General features: G+C 38.0%; 15 protein-coding genes. All 15 read left to right on the top strand.

The features are described from left to right. Positions 1-163: 163 nt before the first annotated feature. The 15 genes from RE431_RS08505 (at position 164) to RE431_RS08435 (ending at position 18750) form a co-directional block, all read left to right on the top strand. On the top strand, positions 164-1192 hold the full coding sequence (locus tag RE431_RS08505) for a LacI family DNA-binding transcriptional regulator (protein ID WP_309561556.1): 1029 nt from the start codon (positions 164-166) through the stop codon (positions 1190-1192). A 127-nt stretch (positions 1193-1319) separates the two neighbouring features. Beyond that, entirely contained in the window at positions 1320-2840 is a 1521-nt protein-coding gene (locus tag RE431_RS08500) for an MFS transporter (RefSeq protein ID WP_309561555.1), read from the top strand. Then, entirely contained in the window at positions 2827-3492 is a 666-nt protein-coding gene (gene pgmB / locus RE431_RS08495; protein ID WP_309561554.1) for a beta-phosphoglucomutase, read from the top strand. Before RE431_RS08500 ends, pgmB begins: the two co-directional genes overlap by 14 nt. Then, entirely contained in the window at positions 3492-5798 is a 2307-nt protein-coding gene (locus tag RE431_RS08490) for a glycoside hydrolase family 65 protein (RefSeq protein ID WP_309561553.1), read from the top strand. Before pgmB ends, RE431_RS08490 begins: the two co-directional genes overlap by 1 nt. 52 nt (positions 5799-5850) lie before the next feature. Further along, on the top strand, positions 5851-7710 hold the full coding sequence (locus RE431_RS08485) for a glycoside hydrolase family 13 protein (RefSeq protein ID WP_309561552.1): 1860 nt from the start codon (positions 5851-5853) through the stop codon (positions 7708-7710). Positions 7711-7727: 17 nt separating this feature from the next. Beyond that, complete coding sequence (locus RE431_RS08480; protein ID WP_309561551.1) at positions 7728-9173, top strand: alpha-amylase family glycosyl hydrolase; 1446 nt, start codon at positions 7728-7730, stop codon at positions 9171-9173. A 125-nt stretch (positions 9174-9298) separates the two neighbouring features. Further along, positions 9299-10285 carry a 6-phosphofructokinase gene (gene pfkA, locus RE431_RS08475; RefSeq protein ID WP_309561550.1) on the top strand — a complete coding sequence of 329 codons (987 nt, stop codon included), beginning with the start codon at positions 9299-9301 and terminating at the stop codon, positions 10283-10285. 16 nt (positions 10286-10301) lie between these two features. Further along, positions 10302-11300 carry a type I glyceraldehyde-3-phosphate dehydrogenase gene (gene gap, locus RE431_RS08470; RefSeq protein ID WP_309561549.1) on the top strand — a complete coding sequence of 333 codons (999 nt, stop codon included), beginning with the start codon at positions 10302-10304 and terminating at the stop codon, positions 11298-11300. A 77-nt stretch (positions 11301-11377) separates the two neighbouring features. Further along, a complete protein-coding gene (locus RE431_RS08465) occupies positions 11378-12238 on the top strand; it encodes a BadF/BadG/BcrA/BcrD ATPase family protein (protein WP_309561548.1) in 861 nt (286 codons plus the stop codon). Positions 12239-12387: 149 nt separating this feature from the next. Next, entirely contained in the window at positions 12388-13926 is a 1539-nt protein-coding gene (locus tag RE431_RS08460; protein ID WP_309561547.1) for a YifB family Mg chelatase-like AAA ATPase, read from the top strand. 118 nt (positions 13927-14044) lie between these two features. After that, positions 14045-15208, top strand: a complete 1164-nt coding sequence (locus RE431_RS08455) for a DUF2891 domain-containing protein (protein WP_309561546.1) — start codon at positions 14045-14047, stop codon at positions 15206-15208. Next, positions 15205-16425 (top strand): Nramp family divalent metal transporter, encoded by a 1221-nt coding sequence (locus RE431_RS08450; RefSeq protein ID WP_309561545.1) that lies wholly within the window; start codon positions 15205-15207, stop codon positions 16423-16425. Before RE431_RS08455 ends, RE431_RS08450 begins: the two co-directional genes overlap by 4 nt. Continuing rightward, the gene (pxpA, locus tag RE431_RS08445; RefSeq protein WP_309561544.1) at positions 16426-17166 is read left to right on the top strand and encodes a 5-oxoprolinase subunit PxpA; all 741 of its coding nucleotides are present in this window, start codon (positions 16426-16428) and stop codon (positions 17164-17166) included. It abuts the gene before it with no gap. Further along, positions 17166-17897: a 5-oxoprolinase subunit PxpB gene (gene pxpB / locus RE431_RS08440; protein WP_309561543.1), complete on the top strand. Its 732-nt coding sequence runs from the start codon at positions 17166-17168 to the stop codon at positions 17895-17897. Before pxpA ends, pxpB begins: the two co-directional genes overlap by 1 nt. Beyond that, entirely contained in the window at positions 17887-18750 is an 864-nt protein-coding gene (locus RE431_RS08435; protein WP_309561542.1) for a 5-oxoprolinase subunit C family protein, read from the top strand. Before pxpB ends, RE431_RS08435 begins: the two co-directional genes overlap by 11 nt. Positions 18751-18914 lie beyond the last annotated feature (164 nt).

Raw genomic sequence — 18914 nt, 5'->3', positions numbered from 1 at the left:
GTATGTAAATTCTACACCAAAAATCGGGGAGTCTGCAGTATTACTGCGACGAAAACGTTTTCGTGTTGAAAACTTTTCTTAGTTAAGGGTATCATAATTTAAATGTGGTAAATTTGACGAATCGAAAATGAAACCCTACTCAAAAAAAGAATATCGAATCTAAATGAAGCCAAAACTTACCCTAAAGAAAATTGCGAAAGAACTGGATGTATCAATTTCCACTGTTTCAAAAGCGCTTAGAGACAGTCCTGAAATTGGAGAAGAAACCAGGGAAAAGATCAAGGCTTTTGCCAAGCATTATAATTATAAGCCTAATAACATCGCATTAAGCCTTAAGAACCGTAAAACCAAAACTATAGGAATTATTATTCCGGAAATCGTTCATCATTTTTTCACTACAGTAATAAGTGGTGTAGAGAAGGTGGCTAATGAAATGGGTTATAATGTATTCGTATGCCTTTCAGATAATTCTTTTGATAAGGAAGTACTGAACATGGAGATGCTTGCAAACGGTAGTACCGACGGATTCATTTTGTCACTGGCTAAAGAAACCATGCAAAAAGGTGATTATCATCATTTGGTAGAAGCGATCAACCAGGGTATGCCGCTTGTGTTATTTGACCGTGTAGTAGATGATATTGCATGCGATAAGGTGATCATTGATGATGTTACTGGCGGTAAAAAGGCCGTTGAATATTTAATTGAATGTGGTTGCAAGAACATAGCTCTTATCTCTACGGTTGATTATGTTAGTGTAGGGAAACTGAGAACTCACGGCTACAAACAGGCTCTTGTAGAAAATAATATCGAGATCAATGAAGATCTTATTCTGAAGATCGAGGAGATGGAAGATAGTGAAGCTGAGATCGAACAATTTTTACGCAATAAGAAAGTAGATGGTGTTTTTGCCGTAAATGAACATTTTGCTATTTCAGCAATAAAAACCATTCAGGAACAAGGTAAGAAAGTGCCTGAAGATGTATCGGTGATAGGTTTTACCGATGGAGAATTGTCAAAAAGATTCATTCCTAGTTTAACCACGGTAAGCCAGCATGGAATGAGAATGGGAGAGGAATCTGCCCGGCTGTTAATAGAGAAATTAGAGCGCACGCCAAGCGAGGATGACTACTACAAAACAATCATTGTAGAAACAGAACTGGTGACCCGAAATTCAACAAAATCAAAGAAATAAGGTGTTCGTTTTAAAAAATCTATATATTTGCCGTAATTGAAATTTATCAAAACTTATATTTTTACTTCCTACCTATTTTAAGTTTTGATAAGTCTTAGTGCTTATCGTGATAATTAAAATTTACGATATGCGTAAACGTACCTTAAGCTTCTGGGAGATCTGGAACATGAGTTTTGGATTTCTGGGAATTCAGTTCGGTTTTGCCTTACAAAATGCCAATACTTCGAGAATTTTTGAAACTCTTGGAGCAAGCGTCGAAGATATTCCTATTCTTTGGATTGCGGCACCGGTTACCGGTCTCGTGGTTCAGCCAATTATTGGTTACTTTAGTGACCGAACCTGGACAAGACTGGGAAGACGTCGACCTTATTTTCTTATTGGCGCCATTTTATCTTCAATAGCACTATTTATAATGCCTAATTCGCCAATTTTGTGGGTTGCGGCCGGGACATTATGGATCATGGATGCTTCCATAAATATTTCCATGGAACCATTCAGGGCATTTGTTGGAGATAATTTACCAGACAGACAACGAACGCTCGGTTTCGCGATGCAGAGTTTCTTTATTGGAGTAGGAGCCGTGGTTGGTTCCCTTCTTCCTTATATGTTCACTAACTGGTTCGGAATAAGTAATACAGCCCCGGAAGGTATTATACCAGATTCAGTAAAATGGTCTTTTTATGTAGGTGGTGTCGTCTTTTTCCTGGCAGTTATTTGGACGGTAATAAAATCTAAGGAATACTCTCCAGAAGAACTCGACGCATTCGAAAAAGAAAAGCTTAAGGATAAACCAGCAAGAGTTGAAGTTGTAGATAAGACAAAGAACATTCGCAGTCAGTTTATCACTGGAGCGATAATGGCCGTAATTGGAGCCATAGTTTCATTTCTGATATTTCAGAATGGTCTAACTAAGGAATTATACATTTTATTTGTAGGCCTTATAATAGCCGGTGTTCTATTTATGGTGGTATCAAGCCTGCGTAAAAAACAGGTTCGTAATGGATTTACCATTATCATAACAGATATGCTGAATATGCCTCCGGCCATGAAACAATTAGCCTGGGTGCAATTCTTCTCCTGGTTTGCATTATTTTCAATGTGGATCTACACAACACCAGCTGTAACGGGACATGTATTTGGAACTACTGATACTACTTCAGAATTATATAATGATGCAGCAGATTGGGTTACCGTAATGTTCACTGTTTATAATGGAGTAGCTGCAGCTGTAGCATTTTTACTACCTGTGCTGGCTAGAAGAACAAGTAATAAGATCACGCACTTATTAGCCTTAACCATGGGTGGATTGGGTCTTATCTCTGTGTACTTTTTAGGAGATAAAGTGGGATTGTTATTAGCGATGGTTGGAGTAGGTGTGGCCTGGGCCAGTATCCTTTCTATACCTTATGCGATGTTATCTGGTGCGTTACCATCTTCGAAAATGGGATATTATATGGGAGTTTTTAACTTCTTTATCGTGATCCCTCAAATTGTTGCGGCAACCATTCTTGGTTTTCTAGTAAAAGAGCTATTTAATGGAGAGCCAATCTACGCGTTGATCGTAGGAGGTTTTTCCATGATCTTATCAGGACTTTTAACCCTAAGAGTTCAAACAAATAAAAGAATAAATATAGATGAGCAATCATAAAGCATTCATATTCGATCTGGATGGTGTGATAGTAGATACCGCCAAATTTCATTTTCTGGCGTGGAGAAAGCTGGCAAATGATCTTGGTTTCGATTTTACCGAAGAGCAGAATGAGCAGTTAAAAGGAGTAAGTCGTGTAGAATCTTTAAAAAAGATATTGAAGTGGGGAAATATGGAGCTTTCTGAAGAAGAATTCAATAGACAGATGGCTCTTAAGAATGAGAATTACCTTTCTTATGTAGAAGAAATGGATGATGCAGAAATTCTTCCTGGAGTGCCTAAAGTGCTGAATTATCTAATTGAAAATAAAATTCCATTCGCGCTCGGTTCTGCAAGTAAAAATGCCAGAACCATTCTAAAAAAAATTGATCTGTACGAAAAATTCGATGCTATCGTAGATGGTACAGATGTTAGTAAAGCAAAGCCAGATCCGGAAGTTTTCCTTATCGCGGCTGAGAAATTAAATGCTGAACCACATAATTGTGTGGTATTTGAAGATTCGGTTGCCGGAGTTCAGGCAGCCAATATTGGTAAAATGACCAGCATTGGTATTGGTGATGAAAAGGTGTTGAATGAAGCCGATTATGTTTTTACAGATTTCACCGAGATTGAAATAGAGTTTATTGAAAAATTATTGAGAAACCAGAAGTAATGAATCAAGATTATATAAAACCTGATGAGTGGTCTATCATTGAAGAAGAGTTTGACCCGGGAAGAGTAAAATCATCTGAAAGTCTTTTCAGTATTGGTAATGGCGCAATGGGTCAGAGAGCCAATTTTGAAGAGCAATATTCAGGACCAAGTTTTCAGGGAAGCTATATTGGAGGAGTTTATTACCCGGACAAAACAAAAGTTGGCTGGTGGAAGAATGGTTATCCGGAATACTTCGCAAAAGTATTGAACGCTCCAAACTGGATCGGGATCAACGTATTTGTGAATGAAGAAGCTTTAGATCTTCATACCTGCAAGAATGTTCATAATTTCCGTAGAGAACTTAATATGAAAGAAGGTTTTCTAGGGAGATCTTTTGAAGCTACTCTACCTAATGGAGTAGAAATTGAAGTGAAAGCTATCCGTTTTCTTTCTATTGTAGATGATGAACTGGGAGCTATCAAATTTGAAGTTACTCCTTTAAATCAGGATGCAAAGGTTCGTTTTGATCCATATCTGGACGGAAGCATCACTAATACAGATGCCAACTGGGAAGAACGTTTCTGGGAAACTCTGGAAGTGAAATCTAAAGATGATCAGGCGTTTATCGTCTCAAAAACCTTGAAAACTGAATTTCATGTAGGGACTTATATGCAATCTGAATTATTGTTGAACGGAACCAAACAGGAACAATCTCCTGAAGTAAGAACAGGAGAAGACAGAGTTTCTTTCAAATATTCAGTTGAAGCCAAAAAAGGAGAGACTGCTAGTATTATTAAGTATGCTGGTTATGTGACCGATATGAATCATAAAAGACCAGATCTTATTTCAGCTGCAAGTCTGGTATTAGATAAAGCCACAAATAAAGGTTTTGAGAGGTTAAAGCAAGAGCAAAAAGATGCCTGGGCAGCGATCTGGGAAATGGCAGATATTACTATTTCTGGTGATGTTAAAGCTCAACAGGGAATTCGTTTTAATATTTTTCAATTGAATCAAACCTATCTTGGAAAAGACGAAAGACTGAATATTGGCCCGAAAGGATTTACCGGGGAAAAATATGGAGGAAGTACCTATTGGGATACCGAAGCATATTGTATTCCTTTTTACATGGCGACCAAAGATCAGAAGGTTGCCAGAAAATTACTTGCTTACAGACATAATCACTTAGAAAAGGCCAAAGAGAATGCTTCAAAATTAGGATTTTCTAATGGTGCTGCCCTTTATCCTATGGTGACCATGAATGGTGAAGAAAGCCATAATGAGTGGGAGATCACTTTTGAAGAAATTCACCGTAACGGTGCTATGGTCTTCGCGATCTATAACTACGTTCGTTTTACCGGAGATTTCAGCTATATCCCGGAAAAAGGACTTGAAGTAATGATCGCCATAGCCAGGTTCTGGCATCAGCGTGCAAATTTCAGCAAAAAGAAAAATAAGTTTGTGATCCTTGGTGTCACCGGACCTAATGAATATGAAAATAATGTTCATAATAACTGGTACACGAATTACATTGCTAAATGGTGTATAGAGTACTGTTTAGAGATGATAGACAAGGTGAAGGATGGTCACCAGGAAGATTATCTTCGAATTATGGGTCTAACTTCATTGAACGAAGGAGAGCTTTCTAAGTGGAAGGAAGTTGCGGAAGAGATGTATTTCCCATATTCAGAAGAGTACGGAGTTTATCTTCAGCAGGATGGATTCCTGGATAAGGAGATCATTCCTGTTGCTGAACTGGATAGAAAACAAAGACCAATTAACCAGAAATGGAGTTGGGACAGGATCTTAAGGTCGTGTTATATCAAACAGGCAGATGTGCTTCAGGGATTCTATTTCTTTGAAGATCATTTCAGCAAGGAAGAACTGGAAAAACATTTTGATTTCTATGAGCCGCTAACCGTTCATGAATCATCGCTTTCTCCTTGTGTGCATAGTATACAGGCCGCCGTTCTCGGAAGAATGGAGCAGGCCTACGAATTCTATGTTAGGACTTCGAGACTGGATCTTGATGATTATAACAAAGAAGTGGAAGAAGGTTGTCATATCACAAGTATGGCCGGAACCTGGATGAGCATCGTTGAAGGTTTTGGAGGAATGCGTGTGGAGAATGACCAGCTTTCATTCAAGCCTCAAATTCCTGAACAATGGCAGGCTTATTCATTCAAAGTGAATTTCAGGGACAGAATTCTAAAAGTTGATGTCTCTTCAGGTAAAACTGAATTCACGCTGGAAGGTGAAGATTCTTTGGATATTCTTGTAAATGGGAAACCGGTTGAGGTTGTACCAAATACACCTGTAAGTGCTTAAATATTATAGGGCTTTCTGAATTTCAGAAAGCCCTTTTTTAATTTATACTGAAATGAAATCTATTTTATACTTATTAATCGGTCTTTTCAGCATTTCTTCATTTGCACAAATAGAAAGACTTGAGCCGCCAAACTGGTGGATTGGATTTGAAGATCCTGAATTGCAATTAATGGTCTATGGTGAAAATATTGGAAACGCCACTCCGGAAATTGATTATGATGGGGTAAGCATCGAAAAATTTAATTCAGCAGATAGTCCTAATTACTTGTTCATTGACTTAAAAATTTCCGAATCGGCAAAACCGGGAAAATTCAAGATCAGTTTTGAACTTGAGAATGGTACAACCGAGGATTATGAATATGAGCTGAAAGAAAGGTCAAAACCGGCAGAAAATTATGTGGGTTTTGATAATTCAGACGCGATTTATTTAATTACTCCAGACAGGTTTGCCAATGGAGATCCTTCAAATGACACCGATGAATCTTTAAATGAAAAAATCCTTGATCGCGATGATGATTATGGCCGTCACGGTGGCGATATAAGAGGAATTATTGATCATCTTGATTATATAGATGATATGGGCTTTACAGCGCTTTGGTCTTCTCCTTTATTGATCAATGACATGAAATCTGGTTCTTACCATGGCTATGCGATGACCGACTTTTACAGAGTTGACCCTCGTTTTGGAACACTGGAGGAATATAAGGAGCTGGCAGATAAAGCAGGTGAAAGAGGAATAAAAATCATCATGGACCAGGTTGCGAACCATGCCGGAATTGAACACTGGTGGATGAAAGACCTGCCTTTTAAAGACTGGATCAATTACCAGGAGCTTTATGAAAATGGTGAAAAGATCAAGTATTCAAGTCATAAGAGAACAACCAATCAGGATCTCTATGCTGCAGAATCAGATAAAAAGAGAATGAGTAATGGATGGTTCGTAGATACGATGCCAGACCTTAATCAACGTAATCCATACATGGCGAAATATTTAATCCAGAATAGTATCTGGTGGATAGAAACGCTAAACCTTGGAGGAATTCGCCAGGACACTTATCCCTATCCTGATAAAGCATTTATGAGCGATTGGGCTGGAGCCATCATGGCAGAATATCCAAACTTCAACATTGTAGGTGAAGAGTGGAGCAATAATCCTCTGCTAATTAGATACTGGCAGGATGGCGTAGATAACGGCTATGATTCAAATCTTCGAAGCACCATGGATTTCGCCATGCAATCAAACATCGTTGAAGGTTTGAATGAAGATGCCGGCTGGGAGCAGGGACTGGATAAATTGTATGCCGGCCTGGCAAATGATTTTGCCTATGCTTCGCCGGAGGATATTATGATCTTCCCAGACAATCACGATATGAGCAGGATCTACACTCAGCTAAGAGAAGATATCCCTAATACTAAAATGGCGTTAAGTTATATTCTAACTCTTCCAAGAATTGTTCAGATCTATTATGGAACCGAAATTTTGATGGACGATACCGAAAAGCCGGGAGATCACGGGCTCATTAGAACCGAATTCCCGGGAGGATGGGAAGATAGCGAAGTGAATGCTTTTACCGGAGAAGGTTTGACCGAAGATCAGAAAGATATGCAGTCATTTCTGAAGAAGATTTTAAATTATAGAAAGGATAGTGAAGCCATACAAACAGGGAAAACTATTCATTTTGCTCCGGAAAATCAGGTTTACCTGATTTCCAGAATTTCAGATACTGAAAAGGTAGTCCTGATCCTGAATAAAAATGAGGAAGCTGTTGATTTAGATCTTTCAAGATTTGAGGAATTAGGTTTTTCAGGAATGGAATTCAAAAACCTAATTACCGGTAAAAAAATGAAATGGGAAGATTCAATTTCTCTACCACAGCGCGGAGCCTATTTTTTAACCACAAAACTTAATTAACACTAAAACAAATATTAATGAAAAAACTTGTATTGATCTTAATGGTATTCAGTTTTCTGGTATCATGTAAAAATGAGCCAAATAAAGAGGAGTCTTCAGCCGAAGAAACCCAAAAAGATAGTCTGGCTCCGGTGAGCGATGATATGATGGAATCGGCGGTTATTTATGAAGCCAACATCCGTCAATATTCTCCGGAAGGAACTTTTGATGCGTTTACAAAAGATATTCCGCAGTTAAAGGAACTGGGAGTAAAGGTGATCTGGTTAATGCCGATGTATCCTATTTCTATGAAAAACAGAAAAGCAACCGGAGAGAAGGATGTTGAAGATATTGAAGACCCGGAAGAACGTAAAAAATATTTAGGTAGTTATTATTCAATTTCAGATTATTCTGCGGTAAATCCTGAACACGGAACCATGGAAGATTTTGATGAATTGGTACAGACTGCACATGAGAATGGAATGTATGTAATTCTTGACTGGGTTGCCAATCATACTGGCTGGGATCATGCCTGGATCACGGAGCATCCTGAATATTATACCAAAGGGAAAGATGGTGAAATCACAGATCCTATTAATGACGCGACTGGAGAACCATGGGGATGGACAGATGTTGCCGACCTGAACTTTGATAATCAGGAATTGCGTGAAAAGATGACCGAAGAAATGCTATTTTGGGTAGAAGAACATGATATCGATGGTTTTAGAGCAGATGCGGCGCATTCAGTTCCAACCGACTTCTGGGAAGCTGCCGCGAAGACTTTAAATGAAGCAAAACCTTTAATCATGCTTGCTGAAGCTCAGGATCCTAAAGATCTTTTTCATAATGCCTTTGAAATGGGATATAACTGGGAAGGTCATCATTTAATGAACGAGATCGCTCAGGGTCAGAAAACTGTGAAAGACTGGGATAATTATATGAAGAAGATCGATACTACTTTTCAAGAGGATGATTTTCTAATGAATTTCGTGACCAATCATGATGAGAACTCATGGGCAGGAACTGTAGAAGAACGAATGGGAGATGCTTCAGAAGCAATGCTTGCCATGAGTTATACAATTCCGGGAATGCCTTTGATCTATAGTGGTCAGGAGTACGATATGGATAAAAGGTTATTGTTCTTTGAAAAGGATACGATCCCAAAAACTAAAGGAAAAGTATATCCGTTACTGGAGAAACTAGGAGAATTAAAGAATTCTAATGCTGCTTTAAATGGAGGAAAAAACAAAGCCTCTTACACAGCTGTAAATAATTCTGCGGAAGAGAAAGTTCTGCTTTTCAAGAGAGAGAAAGATGGGCAGACCTTATACTTTGTTTCAAATATGTCAGGTGAACCCGTGAATTTCACAGCAGAAATGGAAGGTGATTTTTCAGATTATATGAATGATGCAGATATCAGTATTTCAAGAGGTCAGGAAATGAAATTTGAGCCCTGGGAGTACAAAATTTTGATAAATAAGTAATTAAAGTCATAAATATTTGCAAAAAGCCACTTAAATGTGGCTTTTTTTATTAGTTATTAACCGAAAACGTTTTAGTTTTTTCCGAAATTAGGTTATCGGTTTTAAAGAGATTAGTTTTGAGCTAAATGGTTGAAAATATTAGAAACATCGCAGTTCTAACCTCCGGAGGAGATGCTCCGGGAATGAACGCTGCCATTAGAGCAGTTGTTCGTGCCTGTTCATTTTACAAAATTGAGTGTACAGGAATTTACAGAGGATATCAGGGGCTTATCGAAGCCGACTTTGAAACTCTGGATGCACGTTCGGTTAGAAATATCATAAATAAGGGTGGAACTTTTTTAAAATCTACTCGTTCCAAAGAATTTCAAACTAAAGAAGGAAGAAAAAAAGCATTCGAAAACTTAAAAGCGAATAATATTGACGCTTTAATAGTGATTGGTGGAGATGGTACTTTTACGGGTGCCGAGCTTTTTAGTCAGGAATTTAATATTCCAACCGTAGGTATTCCTGCTACTATTGATAATGATATTAATGGTACAGATTATACCTTGGGTTACGATACGGCCTTAAATACAGTGGTTGAAGCCATTGATAAGATCCGTGACACGGCCAGTTCTCATAACAGGTTATTCCTTGTTGAGGTAATGGGACGTGATGCCGGAGATATCGCTTTGAATAGTGGTATTGGAGCCGGGGCTGAAGAAATCCTGATTCCTGAAGAAAATCTTGGAGTAGAAAGATTGATAGATTCCCTTAGAAAGAGTAAAAAATCTGGTAAGACCTCTAGCATTATCGTGGTTGCTGAAGGTGATAAGAGCGGAAAGAACATTTTTGAACTTGCCTCTTATATAGAAGAGAACATGGATGAGTACGAGATCAGAGTTTCTGTTCTCGGGCATATTCAGCGTGGTGGTTCACCTAGCTGTTTTGATCGTGTTCTTGCCAGTAAACTTGGAGTTGGTGCGGTAGAAGCACTTATGAACAACAAGTCTGAGATCATGATAGGAATACATCACCAGAAGGTTGTCTATGTAGATTTAAAAACCGCTATAAATGGTGATGCGAAATTAGATAAAGAATTACGAAGGGTGGCAGACATCACTTCGGTATAATTAAAAACCAAAGAATATGAGTACAAAAATTGGAATTAACGGATTTGGACGTATCGGAAGAATTGCCTTCCGTATTGCTGCCCAGAATGAGAATGTAGAAGTTGTAGCTATTAACGATTTACTAGATGTAGATCATTTGGCTTATTTGCTTAAATATGACTCTGTACACGGTAAATACAAAGGTTCTGTTGAAGTAAAAGATGGTGATCTTTTCGTAGACGGAAAAAAAATAAGAACTACTTCAGAAAAGAATCCTGCAGACCTTAAGTGGGGAGATGCTGGAGTAGAGGTAGTAATGGATTGTACAGGGATTTTCACAGATCTTGACAATGCAAAGGCTCACCTTGATGCCGGAGCTAGAAAAGTTGTGATCTCTGCACCTTCTAAAACGGCACCAATGTTCGTAATGGGTGTGAATCACCACGAAGTAACTGCAGATCAGAACATCGTTTCTAACGCATCATGTACAACTAACTGTCTTGCACCACTTGCAAAAGTGATCGACGATGAGTTTGGACTTGTAGAAGGTTTGATGACAACTGTACACGCAGCTACTTCAACTCAGTTTACAGTAGATTCTCCATCAAAAAAGAATTTCAGATTAGGAAGAAGCGCCATGGCGAATATCATTCCTAGTTCAACAGGAGCTGCAGTAGCTGTAACTAAAGTAATTCCTTCACTTAAAGGAAAACTTACCGGAATGGCCTTTAGAGTGCCAACCACAGATGTTTCTGTTGTTGACCTTACTGTAAGAACTGAAAAATCTGCAAGCTACGACGATATCAAAGCTGCTTTCAAAAAAGCTGCTAATGGAGACTACAAAGGAGTGATCTCTTACACAGACGAAGAAGTAGTAAGCCAGGATTTCGTTTCAGATGCACATACTTGTAACTTTGATGCTGGAGCTGGTATTGAGCTTAACGATAATTTCTTCAAGTTGATCGCTTGGTATGATAATGAGTATGGATACTCATCTAAGCTAGTAGATCTTGCTGCACACGTAGCATCTTTATAATATTTTTTAAATCTGAAGTATACAGCCCGGGAAGCCTGGCTGTATACTTTACAGGTTTAAATTAATCATCTGAACACATGATATTAATTGCTGATGGAGGTTCCACCAAATGTGACTGGATACTTCTGAACAATGAAGGGGAGCAGGTATTCAAGACCAGAAGTAAAGGTTTGAATCCCGCTGTATTCCAGGAAGCAGTTCTGGAAGAAAGACTTGCTGAAAATCCTGATCTTGCTGAAGTAAGGGATACAATTGAAAAAGTACATTTTTACGGAGCCGGTTGCGGTACTCCAACTCCTAGAGAATTACTGAAAAGTATCATCGCTAATTACTTTACAAATGCAGATGAAGTATTGGTGATGGAAGATACGGTTGCTGCTGTATATGCTGCTACCACCGAGCCAGGAATCGTTTGTATTCTTGGAACAGGATCTAACAGCTGTTATTTTGATGGGGAGAAAATTCACCAGGCAGTAGATTCATTAGGATATATTTTAATGGATGAGGCTAGCGGAAACTACTTCGGAAAAAGACTTATTCGAGATTACTACTATAAACGTATGCCTCCTGAGATCGCAGAAAAATTTGAAAAAGAATTTGATCTGAACTCAGACGTGATCAAGATGAATCTTTACAGAAAGGATAATCCAAATACGTATCTGGCACATTTTGCAGAATTTATCTTCAAGAACGAAAGAAATGGATATTTCTACAAATTGCTTCACGAAGGTCTCACAGATTTTGTTCATTCCAGAGTTCTGGCATATCCTCAGGTAACATCAGTTCCTGTGCATTTTATAGGAACCATTGCTTTCTTTAGTGAGGATATTATTAAAGCAGTTGTTCAGCCTTACGGAATTGAAATTGGTAATATTGTGAGAAGACCTATTGATGCTTTGATCGAACATTATAGAAAGAATGTGATAAAAGTTTCTTAAACTCATATTTCTGAAAACATTAAAGGCTCGCATTTTTGCGGGCCTTTTTTATTTTAAAATGTAATCATCTGGAAATGTATTTCTTACCGAAAATAGTTTACATTTAATTCAATAATCATAAAGCCCTGCCTTTATTAATTTTTGAAAAAATGCTTGTAAAAGTATATGGCAGTGCTGTTTTTGGTGTGGAAGCAACCACTATCGCTGTAGAAGTAAATATTGCTTCAGGCATCGGTTATCATTTGGTGGGTTTGCCAGATAATGCGGTGAAAGAATCGAGTTATCGAATTACTGCAGCGCTTCAGAATAATAATTTCAAACTACCCGGTAAAAAGATTATTATCAATATGGCGCCTGCAGATCTTAGAAAAGAAGGATCGGCTTACGATCTTACCTTTGCCATGGGTATCCTCGCTGCTTCTAATCAGATCAAAGCCGAAAATATATCAGACTATCTTATAATGGGGGAGCTTTCATTAGACGGAAGTCTGCAGCCTATTAAGGGAGCTTTACCTATCGCTATACAGGCACGAAAAGAAGGATTTAAAGGTTTTATTCTTCCGGAACAAAATGCTCGAGAAGCGGCAATAGTTTCTGGGCTCGAAGTTTATGGCGTAAATAATATCAAACAAGTGATTAATTTCTTTGATCAGGAAATTGTTCTGGAAAGAACAGAGATCAATACCCGAGAAATCTTTTATGAAAACCTGAAAGATTTTGAATATGATTTTGCTGACGTTAAAGGTCAGGAATCTATAAAAAGATGTATGGAAATCGCTGCTGCAGGAGGTCATAATATTATTCTTATCGGTCCGCCGGGAGCGGGTAAAACCATGCTAGCGAAAAGACTTCCAAGTATTTTGCCTCCAATGACTCTCCAGGAAGCTCTGGAAACTACAAAGATCCATAGCGTTGCTGGGCGTATAAAAGATAATGTTGGCTTGATGTCTCAACGACCTTTTAGAAGTCCGCACCATACGATTTCTGATGTGGCGCTTGTTGGCGGCGGAGCATATCCTCAACCGGGAGAGATCTCACTCTCTCATAATGGTGTACTATTTTTAGATGAATTACCTGAATTTAAGCGAGGAGTGTTGGAGGTGATGCGGCAACCACTTGAAGATAGAGAAGTGACAATTTCCAGAGCTAAGTTTACCGTAACTTATCCGTCAAGCTTTATGCTTGTTGCAAGTATGAACCCAAGCCCTGGAGGATATTTTAATGATCCTGACGCACCGGTTACATCTTCACCTATAGAAATGCAGCGATATTTGAGCAAAATAAGCGGTCCTCTTCTGGATAGAATCGATATTCACATTGAAGTAACTCCAGTACCTTTTGAGAAATTAAGCGAAGATAGAAAGGGCGAGAGTAGTCTTTTGATAAGGGAGAGAGTGACTCGGGCCAGAGAGATTCAGTTTAAAAGGTTTAGTGAATTTGAAGCCATACACTACAATGCTCAGATGGGACCAAAGCAAATTCGTGAAAACTGTAAGCTTGATGAGACTTCAAAGTTATTGCTTAAAACTGCAATGGAGCGATTGAATCTTTCTGCAAGGGCCTATGACAGAATTCTGAAAGTTTCCAGAACGATCGCTGATCTAGAAAATAGTGAAAATATTAAAGGCGATCATTTAAGCGAAGCGATTCAATATAGAAGTTTGGACAGGGAAGGCTGGCTGGCCTGAATATCTTGAGTTTTAATTAACTAAACCTAAAATGCTTTTTTATATTTTTGGGTAGACTGAAAATAACCAATCCACAATTTCCGGTTTGAAGATCTTCGGAAATCAACAACCTAAACCAATGAAAAGATTTTTTCTTATTCTTCTATGCCTTGGGATATTCTCTTGTAAAGGCGATCAATCCCAGGATACAGATGTTACTGAAACTTCCACTGACACCTTAAATACAGAAGATTTAATTCCTGATGCACTTAAAAACTCAAAACCAGTTATTCTTAATCTAGAGGAAGCAAATAAACTTGCAGAGCTTCCGCTAAGCTGTATAGATACTGAATATCCAAACAAACTAGGCCAGACCTTAGAAAATAAGGATGCGTTGGGGGAGCCTAGCGAGCTGCATCCAGCGTTCTACGGATGCTTTGACTGGCATTCATCAGTTCATGCTCATTGGTCGTTAGTGAGCTTACTGAAACAGTTTCCCGATGTTGAGAAAAAAGAAGCGATCAGGGAAAGCTTAAAAAACTCATTAACTTCAGAAAATATCCAGGCAGAAGTAAATTATTTTAATAGAGAGCAAAGCGGTTCTTATGAAAGGACCTATGGCTGGGCTTGGTTGCTAAAATTAGCCCAAGAGCTAAAAACATGGGAAGATCCGCTTGGGGAAGAACTTTCAGCTAACCTTCAGCCTTTAACCGATATTATTGTGCAGAAATACATGGAATTTTTGCCAAAGTTGAACTATCCAATTAGGGTAGGAGAGCATACCAATACTGCATTTGGATTAACTTTCGCCTATGATTATGCTGAAACGACTGAGAATTCAGAATTACTTGAACTAGTGAAAAAACGAGCTCAGGATTTTTATCTTAAAGATGATGATTGCCCGGTTTCCTGGGAGCCTGGAGGATATGATTTTTTATCCCCATGTCTTTCTGAAATAGATATTATGAGCAGAGTTCTGCCAAAGAATGCCTTTAGTCTTTGGGTTGATGATTTTATGCCTCAGCTTAAAGATGAAGACTTTCAAATGGAAGTTGGTGAAGTATCAGATCGTACAGATGGTAAGCTTGTACATCTTGATGGGCTTAACTTTAGTAGGGCCTGGGTTTTCTATAGACTCGCGAATAAATATCCAGATACTTTTGGACACTTAAAAATGCTTGCCAATGAGCATATTTCTTATTCTTTTCCAAACGTTGCCGGAGATAGCTATGAGGGGGGTCATTGGTTAGGAACTTTTGCGCTTTACGCTCTCAAAGAATCAGGGAATACGCCTAAGGCTTGAAAAATTTTATTAAAAATTTAGGTCCCGGTATTCTGGTGTCAGCTGCATTTATTGGCCCGGGAACCGTGACCGTATGCAGTATTGCCGGAGTAAATTTTGGATACTCTTTACTCTGGGCACTATTGGTTTCTATCTTTGCCTGTATAGTGCTTCAGGAAATGTCAGCCCGACTTGGGTTGATTTCAGGTAAAGGTCTAAGTGACTGTATTAGAGATGAAATGAAAAATCCAGCAATTAGGATTTTTACTCTATTCCTTATTTTTTCAGCAATAGTTATCGGGAATGCGGCTTATGAAGCTGGTAATATTTCAGGAGCTGTACTTGGCATTGAAGCAGTTTTTGATTCCAATAGTTTTCAACTGGGAGCTTTTGATTTTAATATTTGGAGCCTGATAATTGGAAGTATTGCTTTTATATTATTACTTCTTGGAAGTTATAAAAAGCTGGAGAAGGTTTTTATTGTTCTTGTATTATTAATGAGCATAGCATTTCTTTTAACCGCTGTATTAACTGGACCAGATTTAATTGATATTTTTAATGGTTTTGTACCGGGAAATTTTGATGCAGGCCTGCTAACCATCATAGCATTGGTAGGAACTACCGTAGTGCCTTATAATTTGTTTCTACACGCGTCACTTGTTAGTGAGAAATGGAAAGGCAGTAAACAACTTGGGATGGTTAGAAAAGAATTGATTTTTTCTCTATTTCTCGGCGGACTTGTTTCCATGGCGATTGTAGTGTGTGCTGCAGCCTCCAATATAGATAAGATCGAAGATGCAGCTGACCTTGCTATAGGTCTTGAGCCTTTATTTGGAAGTTCAGCTACAGTATTTCTTGCTATCGGACTTCTGGCTGCAGGGATCACTTCTTCAATTACAGCGCCTCTCGCAGCTGCTTACGTGGTAAAAGGTTGTTTGGGTTGGAAAGGAGGAATGAATTCAAAGAAGTTTAAATTAGTATGGATGAGCATTATCATTCTTGGCGTTATGTTCTCTTCCCTGGGTATAAAACCGGTTGAAATTATTCAATTTGCTCAAATTGCCAATGGTCTGGTTCTTCCAATTATTGCAACTTTCTTATTTTGGGTAGTCAACCAGAAAACTGTTCTAGGGAAGTATAGGAACAGTTTACTGCAAAATATCATTGGTTTTGTAGTGATTGCTCTGGCTGTATTTTTAGGAGCGAAATCAATCTTTAATGTAATTCAGAACTTTTAGATGGAAAAAACGATACATATAAATTGTGATCTGGGTGAAGGCGGAAAATTTGATGAAGAGTTAATGCCTTTAATATCTGCCTGTAATATTGCCTGTGGTGGTCATGCAGGCAACCTGGAAACGATGCATAGAACCGTCAGGCTTGCAATGGAACATAATGTTGAGATTGGTGCACATCCATCTTATCCAGACAGGGAAAATTTTGGAAGAAATCATTTAGAAATGTCTGAAGATGATCTAAAACTTTCCATAGAAGGACAGATTCTAAGCCTTAAACAAATTGCCGAATCTGAGGGTGGAAAACTTACTCATGTAAAGTTTCATGGAGCTCTTTATAATGATGCCGCAATAGATGAAAATATTGCCAGAATAGTTCTTGAATGTCTGGAAGAATTAGGTGTAGATTTTAAACTTTATGTGCCTGTAAATTCCAAAATTTCTGAACTTGGAATGGGAAAATTTCATTTGTTTTTTGAAGCATTTGCAGACCGCAATTATAACGAAAATTACAGCCTTGTATCAAGGTCTGAAAATGCTGCTTTGATCACTAAAGAAGAAGAAGTTTTTCAGCATGTTTTTTCTATTTATAACGACGAAAAGATCACCACATTTTCTGGAAAGAAAATTACAGGAAAAGCTGATACTTTTTGCCTACACAGTGATACCCCATCATCAGTAGAGATTATCCAATTTCTTCATAAAAAACTTGCTCAAAAAGGAGTAGAAGTAAAGAATACATAATGCAAAAAATTCCTGAAATAACACCTCTTGGAGATCGGGGAATTCTTATTGAATTTGAGCCGAAAATCTCAGAAGATGTTCTTCAAAAAGTCCTTTTTTATAAGGAAAAATTAGAAAATTTAAAGTTTAAACAAAATGTTGAAGTAATCAACACATATAACTCGATATTAATTAGTTATGTATTAACTATAGAAGATGTCTATGGTGAAATTTCAGCCTTAAAGGAGCTATTTAGAGAGGCTAATATAACAAAAAATAAAAACTATAAAATTTACGAATTACCAGTGTGTTATGATCTGGAATTCGGACTCGATCTGGAGCATATTTCTGAGCAAAAAAACATGCAGGTAAGTGAAATTATCCAATTGCATACAGCTCCGGTTTACCAGGTTTATTTTATCGGTTTTCTTCCCGGTTTTTTATACCTCGGAGGCCTTGATGAAAGACTGGAAATTCCACGTAAAAATAACCCTAGAAGATCGGTCGAAAAAGGTGCCGTGGGGATAGGTGGAAATCAGACCGGAATTTATCCTAAAAATAGTCCGGGCGGATGGCAGATTTTAGGCAAATGTCCTGTTGAATTATTCGATAAAAATTTGCCTGAGCCGAGTCCTTTTTCTTCTGGTGATAAAATAAAATTTAAATCTGTTTCCAGGACAGAATATCTTGAAATTGAAGAGCAGATTTCAAACGGAAATTATGAGTTAAAAATCATTGATCATGAAAGCTGAAATTGAAGTTTTACAACCCGGTTTATTTTCCAGTATTCAGGATCTTGGAAGGTTAGGATTTCAGAAATTTGGTGTTCCTCATAGCGGAGTTATGGACAGGTACGCCATGCGCATTTGTAATTTGATTTTAGGTAATTCTCAGAATTGTTCTGTAATGGAAATTACCATGCAGGGACCTCAATTGAAATTTAATGACGCCACCAGGATTTGTATTTCGGGTGCGAATCTTTCTCCTAAATTGAATGATAGTTCAGTAGAAATGAATTCGAGTATTAAAATATCTGAAGGAGATATTTTGAAATTTGGAACGCGGGAAAACGGATTCAGGAGTTATATTGGAATAGCTGGAGGTTTTGAAAGTGAGTCCGTAATGGAAAGTAAAAGCTGGTACGAAGGTATTACTGAAAACGCTCGAATGGTTAAAGGGATGAAAATGCCTTATAAGCAGGTTTTTGATAAAAACGTTTCAACTTATTCTTCTCTTAAAATAAATACCGAATATTTAGCTTCCGATGAAATAGAAGTTTATCCAGGACCCGAGTTTGAAAATTTGAATACCACTCAAAAGGAGCAATTATTTGGTTCAAGTTTCAAAACAGACCAAAGTAGTAACCGGATGGCTGTCCAGTTCATGGAGGATCTTGAGAATGAACTTGCGCCTATAATTACCGCACCGGTGATGCCGGGAACAGTACAATTAACTCCATCTGGCAAGATAATCTGCCTAATGCGTGATTGTCAAACTACTGGCGGTTATCCCAGGATATTGCAACTTTCAGAAAAAGGAATTCAGGTATTATCTCAAAAATTAGCTGGAGAAAAAGTTAAATTTAAGAAGAAAGAATACAGGTAGAGAATGATGAATATGGGACAATAAAAAAGTGCTATCTCGGCGATCGCTATAGAAAAGACCCTACTCAGAACTATAACATACCTAAACAACACTTTTTTGCCCCAAAACACTTTAGCTTTACTAAAATGACTGAAACAAATATAGCTGAGGATGTCATCCTGTGT

Origin of the sequence: Christiangramia sediminicola (genome assembly GCF_031344135.1) — a bacterium.
GTDB classification, from domain to species: domain Bacteria; phylum Bacteroidota; class Bacteroidia; order Flavobacteriales; family Flavobacteriaceae; genus Christiangramia; species Christiangramia sediminicola.
The sequence above is the reverse complement of the archived record's forward strand: the minus strand, read 5'-3'. Positions and strand labels throughout refer to the sequence as shown.